The organism is Candidatus Nitrotoga sp. 1052 (assembly GCF_927312905.1).
Classification (GTDB): Bacteria; Pseudomonadota; Gammaproteobacteria; order Burkholderiales; family Gallionellaceae; genus Nitrotoga.
Map to the genome: position 1 here is coordinate 84656 of NZ_CAKMHQ010000031.1, position 18995 is coordinate 103650.

13 protein-coding genes, 1 tRNA gene and 1 pseudogene are annotated in these 18995 nt (G+C 51.3%); 13 read left to right on the forward strand and 2 right to left on the reverse strand.

What is annotated here, in order from left to right:
- Window positions 1-134: 134 nt before the first annotated feature.
- From MJ768_RS07265 to MJ768_RS07325, 13 genes and pseudogenes are all read left to right on the forward strand, one after another.
- The gene (locus MJ768_RS07265; RefSeq protein WP_239289559.1) at window positions 135-1853 is read left to right on the forward strand and encodes a tetratricopeptide repeat protein; all 1719 of its coding nucleotides are present in this window, start codon (window positions 135-137) and stop codon (window positions 1851-1853) included.
- A complete protein-coding gene (gene lolB / locus MJ768_RS07270) occupies window positions 1850-2416 on the forward strand; it encodes a lipoprotein insertase outer membrane protein LolB (protein ID WP_239289568.1) in 567 nt (188 codons plus the stop codon). The genes MJ768_RS07265 and lolB overlap by 4 nt, the downstream gene beginning before the upstream one ends.
- Complete coding sequence (ispE, locus tag MJ768_RS07275; RefSeq protein ID WP_239289579.1) at window positions 2404-3270, forward strand: 4-(cytidine 5'-diphospho)-2-C-methyl-D-erythritol kinase; 867 nt, start codon at window positions 2404-2406, stop codon at window positions 3268-3270. The genes lolB and ispE overlap by 13 nt, the downstream gene beginning before the upstream one ends.
- 13 nt (window positions 3271-3283) lie before the next feature.
- A tRNA-Gln gene (locus MJ768_RS07280) sits at window positions 3284-3358 on the forward strand.
- A 56-nt stretch (window positions 3359-3414) separates the two neighbouring features.
- The gene (locus tag MJ768_RS07285) at window positions 3415-4368 is read left to right on the forward strand and encodes a ribose-phosphate pyrophosphokinase (protein WP_239289581.1); all 954 of its coding nucleotides are present in this window, start codon (window positions 3415-3417) and stop codon (window positions 4366-4368) included.
- Window positions 4369-4451: 83 nt separating this feature from the next.
- A complete protein-coding gene (locus tag MJ768_RS07290; protein ID WP_239289583.1) occupies window positions 4452-5111 on the forward strand; it encodes a 50S ribosomal protein L25/general stress protein Ctc in 660 nt (219 codons plus the stop codon).
- 97 nt (window positions 5112-5208) lie between these two features.
- Entirely contained in the window at window positions 5209-5784 is a 576-nt protein-coding gene (pth, locus tag MJ768_RS07295) for an aminoacyl-tRNA hydrolase (RefSeq protein WP_239289593.1), read from the forward strand.
- A 15-nt stretch (window positions 5785-5799) separates the two neighbouring features.
- Window positions 5800-6891: a redox-regulated ATPase YchF gene (gene ychF, locus MJ768_RS07300; protein ID WP_239289603.1), complete on the forward strand. Its 1092-nt coding sequence runs from the start codon at window positions 5800-5802 to the stop codon at window positions 6889-6891.
- A gap of 152 nt (window positions 6892-7043) precedes the next feature.
- Window positions 7044-7176 (forward strand): annotated as a pseudogene (locus MJ768_RS07305) (transposase); the annotation flags it as partial.
- A gap of 349 nt (window positions 7177-7525) precedes the next feature.
- Window positions 7526-9199 (forward strand): glycosyltransferase family 39 protein, encoded by a 1674-nt coding sequence (locus MJ768_RS07310; protein WP_239289605.1) that lies wholly within the window; start codon window positions 7526-7528, stop codon window positions 9197-9199.
- On the forward strand, window positions 9189-9935 hold the full coding sequence (locus MJ768_RS07315; RefSeq protein ID WP_239289607.1) for a glycosyltransferase family 2 protein: 747 nt from the start codon (window positions 9189-9191) through the stop codon (window positions 9933-9935). The genes MJ768_RS07310 and MJ768_RS07315 overlap by 11 nt, the downstream gene beginning before the upstream one ends.
- A 40-nt stretch (window positions 9936-9975) precedes the next feature.
- Window positions 9976-10368 carry a GtrA family protein gene (locus MJ768_RS07320; RefSeq protein ID WP_239289609.1) on the forward strand — a complete coding sequence of 131 codons (393 nt, stop codon included), beginning with the start codon at window positions 9976-9978 and terminating at the stop codon, window positions 10366-10368.
- On the forward strand, window positions 10353-12059 hold the full coding sequence (locus MJ768_RS07325; protein WP_239289611.1) for a hypothetical protein: 1707 nt from the start codon (window positions 10353-10355) through the stop codon (window positions 12057-12059). The genes MJ768_RS07320 and MJ768_RS07325 overlap by 16 nt, the downstream gene beginning before the upstream one ends.
- Before the next feature lie 616 nt (window positions 12060-12675).
- On the opposite strand, the gene MJ768_RS07330 is transcribed toward MJ768_RS07325, so the two are convergent.
- Entirely contained in the window at window positions 12676-15666 is a 2991-nt protein-coding gene (locus tag MJ768_RS07330; protein WP_239289613.1) for a hypothetical protein, read from the reverse strand.
- Between the two features lie 124 nt (window positions 15667-15790).
- Window positions 15791-18787, reverse strand: coding sequence for a hypothetical protein (locus MJ768_RS07335; protein ID WP_239289615.1), 2997 nt, complete (start codon window positions 18785-18787; stop codon window positions 15791-15793).
- Window positions 18788-18995: the final 208 nt, after the last annotated feature.

Consider the following 18995-nt stretch of genomic DNA (forward strand, 5'->3'; position numbering starts at 1 on the left):
GGCGATGCATTTGGGTGCTCTTCGAATCTGAGTTACCCTTAGCTTTGACGCAATTTAAAAGTGACGAGGGCTCAATCAGAGGGCATATGCAATTCCATGATTTTTTTATTTTTTAAAATACCTACCTATTAAATATGATGAATTTAAAACATAACATAGTTGTTGTTGCATTGTTGTTGGTTTCTTGTGCGCACGCGTCGCAGCAGGACACGGGGCAAGCGGAGAAACCGGGATTTGAAGCTGAAAAGCAAGCGGAACTGCCCAAGCAGGAATTGACTGAGCAGGTACTCTATGAGTATCTTTTGAGTGAAATGGCCCTGCAGCGCGGCCAGCCTGAGTTGGCTGCGCAGCTTTACCTAAAGCTGGCCAACTCCACGCGTGATCCGCGCGTGGCACGCTATGCTGCACATTTGGCTTTTGAGACGCGCCAAATGGATAAAGCGATGGAAGCATTCAATCTGTGGCTGGAAATAGAACCAAATTCACTGCTGGCGAAACAGGCTCTGGCCACCTTGCTGATAAGTGGCGGCAAGCTGGATGAGGCACGCCCGCATCTTTTAAGTCTTTTGGCGGCAACGACGGAGAATGTCGGAAATATTTTTATGCGTATTTCCCCAATGATCGCAAGTTATCCCGATAAAAGTGCCGCATTCAATTTACTTCGTGAATTGGCGCAACCTTATCCGCGCGTGGCGGAGGCGCGTTGGGCGCTGGCACAAGTAGCAGAAGCCGCAGGTAAACACGAGTTAGCCTTGGAAGAAGCCCGGCAGGCATACGCCTTGCGCCCGGAATGGGATAGTGCCGTGCTACTCAACGCACAATTGCTACAGGGTGTGGCGCCACAGCAGGCATTGACATTGCTGAAAAATTATCTTGAATCTTATCCTGACACCAAGGAGGTGCGCCTGTTTTATGCGCGCGCGCTGATGGAACAGAAGCAGAATCGAGAAGCGCGCGCTGAATTTCAGCGGCTGCTTAACGCATATCCAGATAACGCCGATCTGGCGTTCGCGGTGGGACTGTTGTCGCTAGACATGGGTGAGCTGGATCGTGGTGAGAAAGAGTTGCAGCAGGCCCTCACTAATAGAAAGAAAGATGAAAACGTAGTGTATTACTACCTTGGCCAGTTGAGTGAAGCGAAGAAGCAAGATAAAGCGGCAATGCAGAACTACAGCAAAGTAAAGGATGGGGAATATAACTTCTCCGCGCGCTTACGCATGGCTTACCTGACCAATAAGCTGGGTAAGCTGGATGAGGCGCGACAGCTCTTGCACAAGACCGTTGCGAAGAATAATCAGCAGCGCGTACAACTGGCCATGGTTGAGGCACAGATTCTGCGCGATGCGAAGCAATTTGAATCTGCCTATCAGGTGCTAATGCTAGGGCTGGAAAAGTTACCCAATCAACCAGACCTAATGTATGAGGCGGCGATGCTGGCGGATAAGGCCGGGAAACATGATGTGTTTGAGAAGATGATGCGAAAATTAATTGAGATCGATCCCGGCAACGCACAAGCTTATAACGCGCTGGGCTATGGTCTGCTAGAGCGCAATGAGCGCGTGCCTGAGGCGATGAAACTGGTGGAGAAGGCCTACCAGCTTGCCCCGGAGGACGTCGGCATCATTGACAGCATGGGTTTTGGGTATTATCGCTTGGGCAATTTGCCCAAGAGTTTGGAGTACCTGCGCCGTGCCTATGCTGCCAATCCAGACCCGGAAATTGCTGCGCATCTCGGCGAAGTGCTGTGGGCGCAGGGCGAAAAAGAGCAAGCAAAAAAAATGTGGAGCGACGCACTAAAGGCTAATCCTGACAGTACAGTGCTGCAGGTTGTCATTAAGAAATTTACGCCTTGATACATCGACTGTTTCTGCTGTGTCTCTTGTTGCTGGCTGGTTGCGCAAGCGCACCGCCAGCATCCCAGCAGCCCGTTACGCGACCCATGCAGTCGGAACATCTGCCTTTTGTATTGTCTGGGCGGATCGCCGTAAAACATGAAGGTGATCGATCTTTATCCGGAGTACGCTGGATGCATTATGCTGGGGCAGATGAATTCCTGCTGCTTGCACCATTTGGGCAGACTGTGGCTCGCATTCGTAGCGATATGCGGGGTGCAGTGCTGGATATGCCGTTTAAGCACTACGCAGCACAAGACGCCGACGAATTAACTCAGCAAGTGCTGGGCTGGCGTTTGCCGCTGTCTGGCTTGCGTTATTGGGTGTTGGCGTTGCCAGCGCCGAAGGGTGCATTTGACATTGAGCATGATGCTAACGGACAGGTGATACTGCTAAGCCAGGATGGCTGGGTGATACGCTATACGCGCTATGCAGCGCAAACACCGGACAGCTTGCCATTACGTCTTGCCATGCAACGCGATGGATTGGAAATCCAATTGCTGATCGATGAATGGGAAATATAACAAACACTCTAACCTTTCCGGCACCAGCCAAGCTTAACCTTTTTTTGCATGTGGTAGGGCGCAGGATGGACGGCTATCATCTGCTGCAAACCCTGTTTCGTTTCATTGATTTTAGTGACATGTTGCACTTCTCGCTGCGCAAAAATGGTGTGGTGCGCCGCATCAGTGCGCTTGATGGTGTGCCACAGGAACAGGATTTGTGCGTACGCGCCGCACGTCTGCTGCAAAAGGAATGCGGTTGCAGGTTGGGTGTGGACATCACTCTGGAGAAACGTATCCCTATGGGCGGTGGTTTGGGTGGCGGTAGTTCGGATGCAGCCACTACGCTCATTGCATTGAATAACCTATGGAACTTGGGGTTGTCGCGCGAACGGTTGATGGAGATAGGCCTGTCTCTGGGTGCGGACGTACCGGTATTTGTGTTCGGTGAAAATGCCTATGCAGAAGGCATAGGTGAGCAATTGCAGGCCTACGATGTGCCGGATGCTTGGTATGTGGTGTTGTTCCCGCCAGTGCATGTCGCTACGGCAAAGGTATTTGCACACTTGGATTTTGCGAACTTGGAATTGACACGGGATGCGATTTCCCTCAGAATTCGCGGCCTTCCGCTACGGCTACCACACAACGATCTACAGTCGGTGGTATGCAGCTTATACCCGGAAGTGGCGCGGCATCTTGTTTGGCTTGAGAAATTTGCGCAAGCTCGGATGAGTGGTTCTGGTGCCTGTGTGTTTGCTGAGTTTGTTACCGAGGCACAGGCGCAAGCAGTTATAGAATATTTGCCGTCAGACATGCGCGGTATTGTAGCGCGCGGTTTGTCGCAGCATCCACTTCGGGATTTTACCGTAATGTGAAATGCAAGATTATTGGGGAGTCGCCAAGTGGTAAGGCACCGGATTTTGATTCCGGCATTCGTAGGTTCGATCCCTACCTCCCCAGCCAGTTTGAAGGATGTTGCTTGTTTGGGGCGCTTGCGCCCGTTTTTATTTAAGGGGAGCATGGTGTCCGACGACAGCTTGATGGTGTTCACCGGTAATGCCAATCCTAAGCTTGCGCAACATGTAGCGCAGCACCTTAATATTCAGCTTGGGCGAGCCACCGTTGGCCGTTTTTCAGACGGCGAGGTGATGATAGAAATTCTCGACAACGTGCGCGGCAAAGACGTGTTTGTTCTGCAATCAACATGCGCCCCAACCAACGATAATCTGATGGAAGTGCTGGTAATGGTGGATGCCCTTAAACGTGCTTCCGCTGGACGGATCATCGCCGCGCTACCCTATTTTGGCTATGCCCGGCAGGATCGACGTCCGCGTTCCGCGCGCGTGGCGATTACTGCCAAGGTGGTGGCGAACATGCTTAGCGGTGTTGGCGTAGATCGCGTTCTAACCATGGATTTGCATTCGGATCAGATACAGGGGTTTTTCGATATTCCTGTGGACAACATCTACGCTAGCCCGATTTTGTTGGCAGATGTGTGGAAGCATGATTACCAAAATCTGGTGGTGGTCTCACCGGACGTGGGCGGCGTAGTGCGTGCGCGTGCATTGGCCAAGCGTTTGGAAGCTGATCTCACCATCATCGACAAGCGTCGCCCCAAGCCCAACGTGGCCAAGGTGATGAACATCATTGGTGAAGTGGCAGACCGAACCTGTTTGATCATGGACGACTTGGTAGATACTGGTAATACCTTATGCGAGGCCGCTGATGCACTGAAAGCCAAGGGTGCGGAGAAGGTGGTGGCGTATTGCACACACCCGGTGCTGTCAGGTTCGGCGATTGAGCGCATAGAAAATTCCGCAATAGATGAACTGGTCGTAACCGACACTATCCCGTTGAGCAATGAGGCTATAGCTTGCAAGCGTATTCGCCAGTTGAGTGTGGCTGAGCTGCTGGCCGAAACAATTCGTCGCATCCATGCGGAAGAATCCGTCAGCTCATTATTTATGGAATAGTTTTTGTGGCTGTCATGTTGACTGCCGCGTAACCTGGAATTGCCTGGTCGCGGGTGATTCCGAATTTGAAGTGGAGAAACAAAATGAAAATCGAACTAAGCGCAATATCCCGCAAGGCGCAAGGAACGGGTGCGAGCCGCCGTCTGCGCAAGACTGGCCGTGTGCCTGGTATCGTGTATGGTGGTGTTGAGCCTACGCTGATTGACCTTGATCACAACAATCTGTATCACAGCCTACGTAAGGAAGGGTTCCATGCTTCCATATTGACACTTGATTTGGATGGCAAAAAAGAGCAAGTGTTGTTGCGTGATTTTCAAATGCATCCATTTCGCCAGCAAGTGCAACATATCGATTTTCAGCGCGTGGAATCAAATAAGAAGATCCATATGAAAGTGCCATTGCACTTTGTAAATGCCGATATCGCCCCTGGGGTGAAGCTGAACGGAGGTATCGTCTCTCACGTGATGAATGATCTGAATATTGCTTGCTTGCCGGCTGACTTGCCCGAATTTATCGAGGTCGATCTGTCCACTCTGGCGCTGAATCATCCCATCCATGTGTCCGACCTCAATTTCCCTAAAGGCGTAGAAGCGGCAGGTATCCATATTGGAGATGCCGTAGTGGCCACTGTCCAGGTACCGCGTGGCGCGGTTGAAGCAGAAGCATTGGCAGCGGCTGCAGCAGTAGCTGCCGCTCCTGCTGATGCGAAAGCTGCGGCGAAACCTGCGGCGAAATCTAAGTAGCATAGGTATTACAATTAAAAACCCGCCACGCACTTTCTGAGTGCATGGCGGGTTTTTAACATGTCGTGAACGGTTTTTCACATGGTGTGAACTGAAAATGAGTGAAATCAAGTTAATTGTCGGGCTGGGTAATCCCGGTCGTGAATATGATTTCACCCGGCACAACGCTGGATTCTGGTGGGTGGACACGTTCGCGCGCATGCGCCAATTCACGTTCAAGGCCGAAAGCAAGTTCCACGGTTTGGTCGCGCGCGGCCACGTGGATGGTCGTGAATTATTCCTGCTGAAGCCGCAAACCTTTATGAATATCAGTGGCCGCGCAGTGGGGGCGCTGACACAGTTCTACAAAATCGAACCTCGACACATCTTGGTAGTTCATGATGAACTTGATTTGCCGCCGGGCAGCGTCAAGCTTAAACTCGGTGGTGGTCACGGCGGACACAACGGCTTGAAGGACATCTTTGCGCATCTTGGCACGCGCGATTTTTGGCGGCTGCGTATCGGCATTGGTCATCCTGGTGAACGTGCAGACGTAGTTAATTATGTGCTGAATGCCCCGCGCCGTGAAGAAGCGGAGTTAATTGAGCACGCCATGCAGCGTGCGCTGGATGTGGTTCCCCTGATAGTCGATGGCAAGCTGAAAGCGGCAATGCTGAAGTTGCACAGTAATTAATTTTAAGGAATATTCATGAGTCTGAAATGCGGAATCGTCGGTCTGCCCAATGTAGGCAAGTCCACCTTATTCAATGCACTCACCAAGGCGGGTATAGCGGCGGAGAATTATCCGTTTTGTACTATTGAACCTAACGTCGGCATTGTGGAAGTTCCGGATGCGCGGATGCAGGCGCTGGCCGATATCGTCAAGCCGCAGAAAATGCAATATGCCATCACAGAGTTCGTGGACATTGCCGGACTGGTGGCCGGGGCATCCAAGGGCGAAGGCTTGGGTAATCAATTTCTCGCCAACATTCGTGAGACCGATGGCATTTTGAATGTGGTGCGCTGTTTCGAGGACGACAACGTCATTCACGTGGCGGGCAAGGTAGATCCGATTTCCGACGTTGAAACGATCGTAACGGAACTGGCGCTGGCGGATATGACAACGGTGGAAAAAGCCCAGTTGCGTAACTCCAAGGCTGCACGCTCCGGCGACAAAGAAGCTGCTAAGTTTGGTGAATTGCTGGATCAGGTTGCTACCCATTTAAACCAAGGCAAACCTGCGCGCATGATGAAGCTGGATGCGGCGCAGCTCGCCTCGCTTAAGCCGCTGTGCCTGCTCACGATTAAGCCTGCCATGTACGTGGCCAATGTGGCTGAAGATGGTTTTAAAAATAATCCATTATTGACGCGGCTGGAAGAGTTCGCCGCACGTGAAGGTGCTCCGGTAGTGGCGATTTGCGCAGCGCTGGAGTCAGAAATTTCAGAGCTTTCAGACGAAGATAAAAAAGAATTCCTGGCCGACGTCGGTTTGGAAGAACCAGGTCTAAACCGACTGATTCGCGTGGCATATAAGCTGTTAGGTTTGCAAACCTACTTTACCGCCGGAGTGAAAGAAGTGCGCGCCTGGACGATTCATATAGGCGATACCGCACCGCAGGCCGCGGGCGTCATTCATAATGATTTCGAGCATGGCTTTATTCGCGCCGAAGTGATCAGCTATGAGGATTTCATTGCCTGCAAGGGCGAGGCAGGCGCAAAAGAGAAAGGGAAAATGCGGTTGGAAGGCAAGGATTATTTGGTACAAGATGGCGATGTTATGCACTTCCGCTTCAACGTCTAAGCTGTTTTAGGTGGCCTATGCCATCCGATGCCGTCCAGATAAACCAACAAAAGCCCTGTAGATGCTGGGCTTTTTTGCTTTATGTCATTCAATATTGCGCATTGCCATACAGTATAAAAGCTGGTATGCCATAAAATAACCCAGGCTGTGGATCCCAAACCGAGGATTCTAAGTTCTGGCTGCAGGTAGTCACTGAGCTGAAGACGCGAGGCGTGCAAGATATCTTTATCGTCTGCGTCGATGGACTCAAAGGCTTCCCGGAAGCCATCGAGGCAGTCTATCCGCGATTGGATCCTGGCTCTGGCAAATTCCACTGCGATGCTGCTGCACTAAAATTCATGCTGTCTAACATTCGCTTCATCAAATGCATACCTCCCATGCACTGACTTCATTCGAGGTGAATTAGATCTCGAAGGGTGATGAAGCTTCCGACGCTTGAGCTAAAAATTCAACTTATCTCATTGCTGTAATATTATTTTATATAATTGATTATATAGTAAAATATAAAATTTAAGATCACTTAATAATACCTTGCATCGGCTAATGAATTATTTGGGTTTAATGGACTCACTTTCCAATGGTCAACCAGGTTAAAATGTTGCAATTTGCGCTAGAGCGAAAATGGACCAATATAATGGTGGGCACTGCCAAGTTCTCTAAAAACAATAACACCCTAACAGTACTTTTTCTGAGCGCATTGGCAATTGGGATCGCGCTGCGTTTATATCAATTTACGGGCCAGATCCTGATTGACGACGAATGGCACGCAGTATATCAATTGATCGAACAGCATCGACCGATGGAAATCTTTTTATCCTTCGGTGTGTACGATTACTGCATTCCGTTGACCTTGCTCTACTGGCTGGAAACGTCGTGGTTCGGTTTGAGCGAATTCGGCATGCGCTGGCCGATGCTATTGTGCGGGAGCGCGGCCCTGATTTTATTCCCCCTCTATATCTGGGGTGCTTTGGGCGCACGCTATGCAATACTATTTGCATTTCTATTGGCGATTTCCCCTGTACTTGTGCTTTATAGTAGGATTGCGCGCCCCTATGCGCTTACCGTCCTTCTGGTTTACCTTGCTCACTATGCCTTCGATCGCTATTGCAATAGCTCAGCGCGTCGGCCATTGACCGGCGCTTTGTACGGAACATCCGCTATTCTTGCCACCTGGATGCACTTAGTTGCCGGCCCTATGGTGGTCGCGCCTCTTCTTTATCAATGCGGTTCGCTATTTCTTAACACACCTGCCGACCGAAATGTTCGGATTCGTTTGCTGCTGCAACTGGGCTTACCAACGGTGTTGGGCATGGCATTGCTGGTTGGCCCACCCCTCATGGCAAATGTGTCGGCGATCGCCGGCAAGAGCGGTGTAGACAGTCCGAGCCTGCAAACCGTTGTCGGTGCCTTGCACTGGTGGGCGGGAAGCGGTTCCACTGCGGTTGTCGTACTAACTGTTTTGCTTGCGGCGTTCGGATTTCCCACGTTGTGGCGTCGGCTACCGCTTGTACGCACAATTGCCTTCGGCCTGTTGTTGACGCTGCTGACATTGTTGTTGATGCGTCCGGCCTGGATTCAAAATCCGATTACCTTCGGTCGGTATTTGTTGCCTGTGATACCGCTTTTATTGTTATCGGTTGCCGCCGGGACAGTTCGGCTAGCAGATTTTGCTAACCACGCGTCGTTAGTGATATCAAGGTTCTTAATTTCAGCAATACTTGCGTTTCCGGTATTGTCAATGGCAGCACAATCGCCTCTTCGAGAAATTTTCTTTTATCCGAATTCTAATATCGCAAATCCTTTTTTCTATTTTGATTTTAGGCCTGAGCATAATCCGCTGCCAAAACAATTCGATCGCTATGCTCCGTTGTCTTCATTTTGGTCCCAATTGCGTGTGCTCGAACCCGGCAGCATACGAATTGCTGCTGCGCCTTTTTATTTTGAAAGCTATAGTTGGGATGCGCCGCGTTGGGAACGGATAAGCAGACAACATATCGTACCCGCTTATCTTTCAGGACTTTGCGTCGTACCACATTTGAGTGAATTACCTCACGACGTGCGTTTCAAATTTCATAATGTTGTTTTTGTTTCTGATGATGCCGATCTTGCTCTAAAAAAAATAGATATGATTACCTTTAGAAAGCCGTTTATGGTTACCAAAGACAACGGCACAAAAATCATTATCGGTGACGACACTCGTCAATGTGAAAGCGCGTTGCGTAACCGTTTCGGACTGCCAATATACGAAGACGAAAAACTTGTGGTTTTCGCAGCCTACAATCATATAGATCAGAATAATGATAAATAATAAGACAGTGATGGTAGTTATGCCCGCGTTTCGCGCTGCAAAAACGCTTGAAGAAACTTGGCGTAATCTGCCGCATGATATCGTCGACAATGTTCTCGTAGTTGATGATGCCAGCGACGACGGTACCGTTACAGTGGCGAAAGCGCTGGGCATCCCATTGAAATTGCACTCATCCAACCGGGGATACGGAGCCAATCAAAAAACCTGTTATACAGCCGCTCTTGAGCAACGAGCAGACATTGTAGTAATGTTACACCCCGACTATCAATACGAACCTCGCTTAGTGACTGCCATGGCGGCGATGATCGAATCTGGAGTATACGATTTGGTGCTTGGTTCACGTATTCTGGGCGGCGGGGCGCTAAAAGGCGGTATGCCGCTTTGGAAATACATAGCTAACCGTGTTCTCACGGCATTTGAGAACTTACTGCTTGGCGCGAAGCTGTCCGAATACCATACTGGCTATCGTGCATATTCGCACGCACTGTTGCAGTCCTTGCCATGGCAGCAGAATTCTGACGATTTTGTTTTCGACAATGAACTGTTGGCTCAGGCTCTTTTGGCGGGATTTCGTGTGGGTGAAATCTCTGTTCCTACCAAGTATTTCGCCGACGCCAGCTCAATCAATTTCCGCCTTTCTGTGCGCTATGGTTTCGCTGTGCTCGGGACATCCGTTCTTGGATTTTTAGCACGCTTTGGTATTTATCGTCACGTTTTATTTCGCAAGCTGGACTAAAGCGGCATCTAAATCAGATACTCCTTTGAGCAAATATAGGGTGACAATTTTCTCTGGCAAGATACCTTTGTGGGCGTATGGTTTTTGTTTGCATGTAATTGCAGGACTCATTGCTACCTCCGCTCATTACACAGTAATGTTTATTTTGATCCATGCCGGAATAGCGGGAGTTTTTGCAAGCACGCTCGGTTTCGGTGCTGGAGCCGCAGTCCGTTTTCTTCTATCTTATTTTCACGTTTTCTCACCGACATCGGGTGTCAGGAAAGTGATGTTTCGTTTTGTTTTTGCATTGTTTATTCAGATGGTGGCAAACAGTCTACTGCTTAGCAGCTTGATGGCCGCTGGTTTGACGGTATGGAAGGCGCAAATTATAACTACGGTGTCCTTAACAATTTTCACTTATATCGGAGGAAAATTGTGGATTTTTCGGTAAGTACCGGTCAGCGCTGTCTCGATTTACAAGATGTCGCGCTTAAGTATAGATTCTTGACGAATGACCGACATTATCTGGCACTATTAATCGCGTTTCAATTGCTTATGATTGCGGTTATCCAGCCTTACGGCAATTTTCCACTGAATGACGATTGGGCCTATGCCCATAGTGCCATCTGGTTCAACACGGAACATCGCATTCGACTATCGAACTGGATAGCGATGAATCTATTGCCACAAACTGTCGCTGGTGGGTTGGTCACTGCGGCGGTTGGCTTTTCTTTCGATGCCCTTCGACATCTGACCCAGATCGTGGCGCTGCTTGCAAGTATTACTGCCTTCTATTTCTTCAGAAGTACTTCGCTGGCTGCTGCGCAAGCTTTTGTGGCTACGCTCGTGTTGATTGCAATGCCAAGCTGGCCGATTCTTGCAAACTCGTTTATGACAGATTTGTATTGCCTAGTTTTCGCGCTGTCAGCTGCTACATTGTTTGTTATATTGCTAGAAAAATTTTCTAAAAAAATACTAGCCTGGGCAATCTTGTTGTCCGTAATTGGAACCTTGCAACGACAGGTTGTTATTGTCATACCGTTCGCATTCATGGTTACGTGGTTTTGGACCCAGCGCGCACGAACACCACGTGACATTGCATTTGTGCTCGCTCCTTTCGTCATTGTGCTTGCTGCAGAAATTTTGTATCAAATATATTTAAAAAATGGACCTGGAATTCCTGATGCGCAACTTAATGCGCATTCTAGAGTGTGGCCTCTTTTAATGAGTGAACTTCGTGGCGAGATCGGTAGAAGAAGCTTTGTCGGTTTAAACGTTCTTTCGATAGCTGGTTATCTGGGATTGTTTTTGATCGGCTGGATGGCCTGGTGGGGTATGCCTGGCTCGTCACGCCGCGTTCGAATTACTGGCGTTCTGTTTGCAATCATTGCCGCTGGCGTTGCGCTGGCTTGCAACTGGCTACCTCCTTATCGTCCAAACAATACACTTGATGCGGCCGGAATCGGCCCTTTTACACTTTACGACGTAATGACGCGCGCTACTCACGAGCTTGATCGGAGCCCGGGAATCGTTTGGCGTGTCGCGGGCATCGCCGCCACATTCGGATTCGTTGCTTTGTGCATGCTTGTGCTCAAAACGCTGGCTCATCTTTTCAGAGAGAAGCGGAAAGCCGATAGTTGCCGTGTGTTTCTGACAATATTGGTTTGCTCTTACTTGGTACCATTTGTCATTACTGATTATTTTGATCGATACCTACTTTTTGTACTGCCGTTTCTGATTGCGCTTTGGGCGCGTACTTGGCCGATTCCTGACCGAAATACGGTGTACCTTCCACGTATAATTTCGCTAGTTTGGATTTGCTTGGTGATAGGAATAAGCGCTGCCGCGACGCACGATTATTTTGCATGGAACCGAGCGCGGTGGGATGCAATTCGATATGCCGAAAGCATCGGCGTCACAGTAGATAAGTTGGATGGAGGCTTTGAGTACAACGGATTTTACGGATTTGAAACAAGAGGACGTGAGGCAATTGCTGGCAAAAGTTGGTGGTGGGTAAAAGATGACAAGTACATTGTTGCATTCTCGCTGGTGCCGGGATACGATGTGGCTGCAACGTTCACTGTTCGTGCCTGGCTCCCGCGCACACCGACCCACGTTAAACTTCTGCGCCAACAGCATTAGTTGCCTGACTGAGGGCTAAGCGGTCAAGCTTTCGATTTGGCTCTAGTGCAAATTTCCGGCCATTTACATTCGTTGCTGTTGAACACGGGGAATTGCGAGACTAAAATTTAATGTGAGACTCCATAAATTTCAACCGTCACCTGCTTATTGAACACCAGAGTAGAAAGACGCGCTTTGGATCTGTTACAAAATACCTGCTTCTTTGCGGGGACATCAATCCGGCAGTCCTGACAAAAAGGGGGTGAGCGTGAATTGGCTAACACGATAAAAAGTATACCTTAGGGTTTTCGTAGTGCCAGCTGAGGGACATATCTCAGAAACATGAAATGAATTAGGTAACGAACGATTGCGCAATTCAATGCAGAGAATTTAGCCATACCGGGGTCGTTTCAAGTGGTGAAGGAGGGTATGAATAAAACTGGTACGCCCGCCAATTGCAAATTGTCCAGGAACACCCGAACACGTCTGATAAGTGAGGTGCGAGTTCACCCCAGGCAACAAGCAGTTAGCATTCTCACCCCAAATTTGCAATTGGCGCGCACGCGAGGCTGGGGTGTGGCGCGTGAATGGCCGACCTTGCGTGATTGGGAAGCCATAATCAAAACTCTAAGGAAAGTCAAATTGGAGCACACATCACCACACCTTCATTGATCCAGCCGCGTATAACGACTTCCTGGATGGCGGCCACATCAATGGAAAAGCGGTGGTTGCTGTCGACGTTGCGGGCAAATCCGTTGTTATAGGCCCGATAGACCGGCGCTGTCCCGGTCGGACATATACCATTGGTCGGTGGAGTCGAGATAAAATCCAGACTTTCGAAATTCCAGCGCTTCTGCGTGGCTGGCGTGATGGCCTGAAGCTGCTTAAGGCCATCACACTCAGAGCCTCCTAGTGTATAGAAATGCGAATTGGGGCCGGGGACTTGGCTGCCATAGAACCGGCAAACGGGCGTACTGCCGCCCGACTTGAAACTACCTCCGGTGCGAATCCAGCCGGGCCCCGCGCTCCCTCCGTCGATGCCTGCAGCCTCACTGGCGTCGGCGGTAATGAAATAGTGATCCAGGTTGGTGTTGTAGAACTCAATGACCGGCATACTGACGAGCGCTCCGCTCAGGTTATAGCGAGCCAGAACAGCACTCGTCGCATCCTGTCCTGCAACGAGCAAACGAGAATTGGCATCGACCGCCAGCGCGCGGATGTTCCATATGCCGGGTAGCGGGTACGCCCCGTCGAGGCCAAAACTCGCGTCAAGACTGTTATTCGGAAGGAGGCGATATAGCGCTGCCGCGCTCGTTGTGCGATCGTAGGTGCCCGCTATCACCACACTGGCATCAGGCAGTGCAGTGATCTTTGCAGTGAGATAACCCAGATTCGCCAGCACATTGTTTGCCCCGAGCAGTAGGCCATTGCTGGAAATCCGAATCACGAGCAGCGATCTGTTTGGCGAATAGAGTAGTGCGTCGCTAATGCCAGCCAGCAGGGAGCCATCGCTCAGTGAGAGTAAGGAGAATGGTATTCCGTCAAAGGAGAAAGGATCGGTCACAGTATAGGTAAACTGACCGACCATTCCAAACGATGCTACCGGCGACCCATGCGAATCGACCTTGTAGAGACGCAGGTTCCGATTCGTCAGTACGGCAAAGACAGCTGAGCCGTCGCCAAGCAAAACCAGATCCGCATGGAACGGATGCTCCCCAGCAGACAACGGAAATTCGATTTTACCGCCTGCGCCAAAATTCAGGTCAGGCGTGCCATCCGGCATTGTCTGCTGCAAAATAGCAGTTCCGACTTTCGTTGTGGTTCCGTAAAGCATGCGCCCATCTGGACGAACGGCCAACGCAACATCCGTACTGCCTGACGACGGTGCTGCGAGAGCGGGTGCAAATCCGGCATCGAACATTCCGGCAGAGTCAACTCGAAACGCCGTGACGGTGCCGATCGAGCCAAAAGCTCCGACTCCAGTTCCAGTCACGACCGTTATCGCGCCGCTGGCTTGTTCAGCTGCACGCACTTTGCCGCTATAGAAAGTGTATTGTCTTGGCGCCGCACGCCCGTTTGTCCCGAATGCAATGTCGGGGGAACCATTTGCCGTCAGGCGTTCAAGCAAATAATCAAAGGTCGCGTTTGCATCTGAACTACCTGCAAGCACAACTTTGCCTGAAGTTTCAATCAGTATCGTGTCAATCCTGTCGCTGCTGTAGTATTCGGCGGTGTTCACGACAGCAACAGCGAAGCCATCGCCTCGGCCATAGCTAGTCTGAAGACGACCGCTGCCATCGAGGCTTGCGACGGCAGCATCCGCGCCTACACTAAAACAATAGGTAGGGTAAAAGGGGATGCATGTCACGGTCCGGGTGGCCGCTGCTGGTATCAATAAGCCGCCTGTGCCATTTGGCAAGATACCTATGGCGGAGAATGCATCATAGCCGGCAAGTGCAATCGTCGTGCTGCTGGTAAGGACTCCGCTGACATCGAAACGACTGACGTGCACAGTGCTGCCGTGAACGCCGTCGACGGCGTTGACCAATGCGATATTGCCATCACTCAGCGCTGCCAATTGAAAACCGTAGGAGTAGTAGCCTCTGTCGATCTCAAGTCGACCGGCAGTACCGAAAGATGCATCGGCCAAGCCGCCGGCAGTGACTCGCCACAATATGGTCTTGTCGTTCCCGCGGTTCCGGCCATTCCCGAGGGTCGGACTCTTGCCCATCAAAAGTAATCCGCCATTAGCGGTGCGCACCATCGTGTCTGGTTGATCGATGGTGTTGCCCGCGTCGGATCCCGAGACCAAACCACCATTTCCAAAGCCAAGATTGAGCGTGCCGGCGGCTGTCACGCGAACCAGCAGATAGGAGGAGCCGCTGCTAGAGTACTCACTTGCCATAACTGTGAACCCACCATCCGGCTCGGCGACAACTGAGTTCATCCTGAAATTCGGAGGCAGGTCGCTGAGTATCTTTTCGCCGTTCGGTGCATAGGCTGAATCACGCATGCCGGCTGAGTTAAGGCGTGTGAGTCGTAATGCAAATTGTCCCCCTTGCGAGGCGTCCGAGACGATCAGCAGACCACCATCCGACTGTTGTACGAAGTGCACCGGGTTTAGCCCCACACTGAAGAAACCTTGCGTGCCAAAGCTGGTGTCAAGAATGCCGGCCGCGGTGAGTCGGGTCAGTGAATAGCCGGTCTCGCCTTGTTCAGTCATCCGTATGGGATTAGATACTTTTATTAGTATGGAACCATCGGCACCCTGCTCGAGTTGTTGGATATCGTAATAGTATTCATTTGGCAGATCGAACAAGGCAACGCCATTTTGGCCGAACGTGGCATCAGGGGTGCCATTCGGAAGTAGTCGGACAACAAAAGCGTGCGATTGTTGCCCCGCCGTCCTACCGGCAAGCAGCAACTTGCCGTCGCGCTGCAGGGCGGACGCGGATGGCGTATCCTCCGCGCCGGAGGGCACCCCGATGCGCGCGATGCCGCTGCTCCCGAACGAACTGTCGAGCGCCGGCGCTGCGAGCGCTTCAAACGTCGTGGCATGAAACGCGATGAGCGCAAAAAGCATCGCGAATATTTTTTTAGTTGTTACCGTCCTTAATATCTTAAGCAAGTTCGGCATCATTTTCCCTTATCAATACGCACACAGTCATAACCAGAAACGCTCTTTCATCAGGGCGCCGTTCGTTTCTCTTCGCTTACTGGCACCTCACAAACCACTCTAACTTTAGGTCAAGTCAAATCGGCGCACACATGACCACACCTTCATTGATCCAGCCGCGCATGACGACATCCTGGATGGCTGCCCCAGCACTGGAAAAGCGGTGATTGCTGTCGACACCGCGGGCAAACCCATTGTTATAGGCCCGATAGACCGGCGCTGTCCCGGTCGGACATATACCATTGGTCGGTGGAGTCGAGATAAAATCCAGACTTTCGAAATTCCAGCGCTTCTGCGAGGCTGGCGTGGTGGCCTGAAGCTGCTTAAGGCCATCACATTCAGGGCCCGCTAATGTATAGAAATGCGAATTGGGGCCGGGGACCTGGCTGCCGTAGAACCGGCAAACGGGCGTATTGCCGCCCGACTTGAAACTATTTCCGGTGCGAATCCAGCCGGGCCCCGCGCTCCCTCCGTCGATGCCCGCAGCCTCACTGGCATCGGCGGTAATGAAATAGTGATCCAGGTTGGTGTTATAGAACTCAACGACGGGCACACTGACGAGCGCTCCACTCAGATCATAGCGAGCCAAAACAGCACTCGTCGCATCCTGTCCCGCAACGAGCAAACGAGAATGGGCATCGACCGCCAGCGCGCTGATGTTCCATATGCTGGGTAGTGGAAACGCCCCGCCAAGGCCAAAACTCGCATCAAGATTGTTATTCGGAAGCAGGCGATATAGCGCTGCCGAGCTCGTTGGGCCATCGCTACGGCTGCGCGCTATCACCACACTGGCGTCGGGCAGTGCAGCAAAATTCCCAGTGAAATAACCCTGCTCCGCCAACAAATTGTTCGCCCCGATCAGCAGGCCATTGCTGGAAATCCGAATCACGAGCAGCGATCCGCTTGACGAACCGGATGGTGCGTATGTGTTAATGCCAATGCCGGCCAACAGGGAGCCATCACTCAGTGAGAGCAAGGAGAATGGTTCTCCAAATGAGAGTGGTTCGGCAAAAGTATAGGTAAACTGGCCGCCCGTCCCAAACGAAGTTACCGCCAATCCATGCGGATCGACCTTGTAGAAACTCAGATTTTGACTTGTCAGCACGGCAAAGACCACTGAGCCGTCGCTAAGCAAAATCAGATCCGTGTGGAACGGATATTCCACAGATAACGCGAATCCGATTTTACCGCCCGTGCCGAAACTCAGGTCAGGTGTGCCATCCGGCATGGTCTGCTGCAAATATGCAGCTCCAATTCCACTGTTCGGTGTTGTCGTTACGTAAAGCAAACGCCCATCTGGACGTACGCCCAACGCAATATCTGTTTGGGATGTCGCAGGTACTGCGAGAGCGGGTGCGAATTCGGCGTAGAGCGTCCCGGTAGAGTCAAATCGAAACGCCGTGTTGGCTCTTCCGGTCACGACCGTTACTGCGCCGTTTTCTTGTTCAGCTGCACGCACCTTGCCCATGAAGGGGTTGTTCTGTTTCGGCCTCACACGTCCGTTCGTTCCGAATGCAATGTCGGGGGAGCCATTTGCCGTTAGGCGTTCAAGAAAATAATCAGAGGTCGCATCTGCATCAGAACTACCTGCAAGCACAATTTTGCCCGAATTTTCAACCAGTATCGCGTCAATCTTGTCGTTGCTGTATTCGGCATTATTCACGACAGCGAAGCCATCGCCTCGGCCATAGCTGGTTTGGAGATGGCCGTTGCCATCAAGGCTTGCGACGGTAGCATCCGCACCCCTTTGAAAACAAGGGGCAAGGAAATCAATGGGGCCGCATGTCACGGTACGAGTGGCCGCTGCTGGTATCAATAAGCCGCCTGTGCCATTTGGCAGGATACCTATGGAGGAGAACTTATTATAGTCGGCAAGTGTAATCGTTGTGCTGCCGGCAGTACCAAAAGCACTATCAAGGACTCCGCTGGCATCGAAACGACTCACGTGCGCAGTGGTGCCGTCCACGCCGTCGACGGCGTTGACCAATGCGATACTGCCATCACTCAGTGCTGCCAATCGCAAACCGTAGGGATTGCCGCTGTCGATTTCCAGTCGACCGGCAGTACCGAAAGACGCATCTGCCAAGCCGCCGGCAGTGACTCGCCACAAAATGCTCTTGCCGCTCGGGTATAAAAAACCGGAGGGATAGGAACGCAGAGCATTGCCAATCAGAAGCAATCCGCCATTAGCGGTGCGCACCATTGCAACCGGTTGTTCGAAGGGGTTGCTCACGTCGTACCCCGAGACTAAACCACCATTTCCATAGTCAAGATTGAGCGTACCAGCGGCTGTCACGCGAACCAGCAGATAGCCGCTGCTAGAGAACTCTCTTGCCATAACTGTAAACCCACCATTCGGCTCGGCGATAACTGGAACGTCCGAGGCCATCCTAAAATTCGGAGGTAGGCCGCTGAGTATCTTCTCGCCATTCGGTGCATAGGTTGAATCACGCACGCCGGCTGAGTTAAGGCGTGTAAGTCGCAATGCAAATTGCGAGATTCGTGTGGCGTCCGAGATGATCAGCAGACCGCCATCCGGTTGTTGCACGAAGCGCGTCGAGGGAGCGTAAGCCAAAGGTTCCACACCACGGAAGAAACCTTGCGCGCCAAAACTGGTGTCTAGCATGCCGGCTGTCGTAAGTCGGGTTAGTGTATAGCCGTTTCCGCTAAGTCCATTAATCAGTATCGAACCATCGGCACTTTGCTCGAGTTGTTGGATATTGTAATAATCTCTATCGGGTAGATCGAACAAGGCCACACCATTCTGGCCGAACGTAGCATCAGGAGTGCCGTTCGGAAGTAGTCGGAGAACAAAAGCGTGCGATTGCCGTCCCGCCGTCCAACCAGCAAGCAGCAACTTGCCGTCACGCTGCAGGGTGGACGTCGTTGGCCTATCCTCCGCGCCGGAGGGCACTCCGATGCGCACGATGCCGTTGCTTCCGAACGAACTGTCGAGCACCGGCGTTGCATGTGCCTCAAATATCGTGGCATGAAATGCAAAGAGCGAAAAAAGTATCGCGAATATTTTTTTAGTTGCCACTGTCCCTGATATCTTCAGTAAGTTTGACATCATTTTCCCTTATCAATACGCACACAGTTATAACCAGCAACGTTCTCTACATTCGGGGGGCGCTCGTTTCTCTTTGCTTCTTGGCACCTCAAAAACCACGTTTAACGCTGGGGCGCGTGAATGGCCGGTCTTAAGAGATTGGGAAGCCGTGACCAAAACTTTAGGTCAAGTCAAATCGGCGCACACATGACCACACCTTCATTGATCCAGC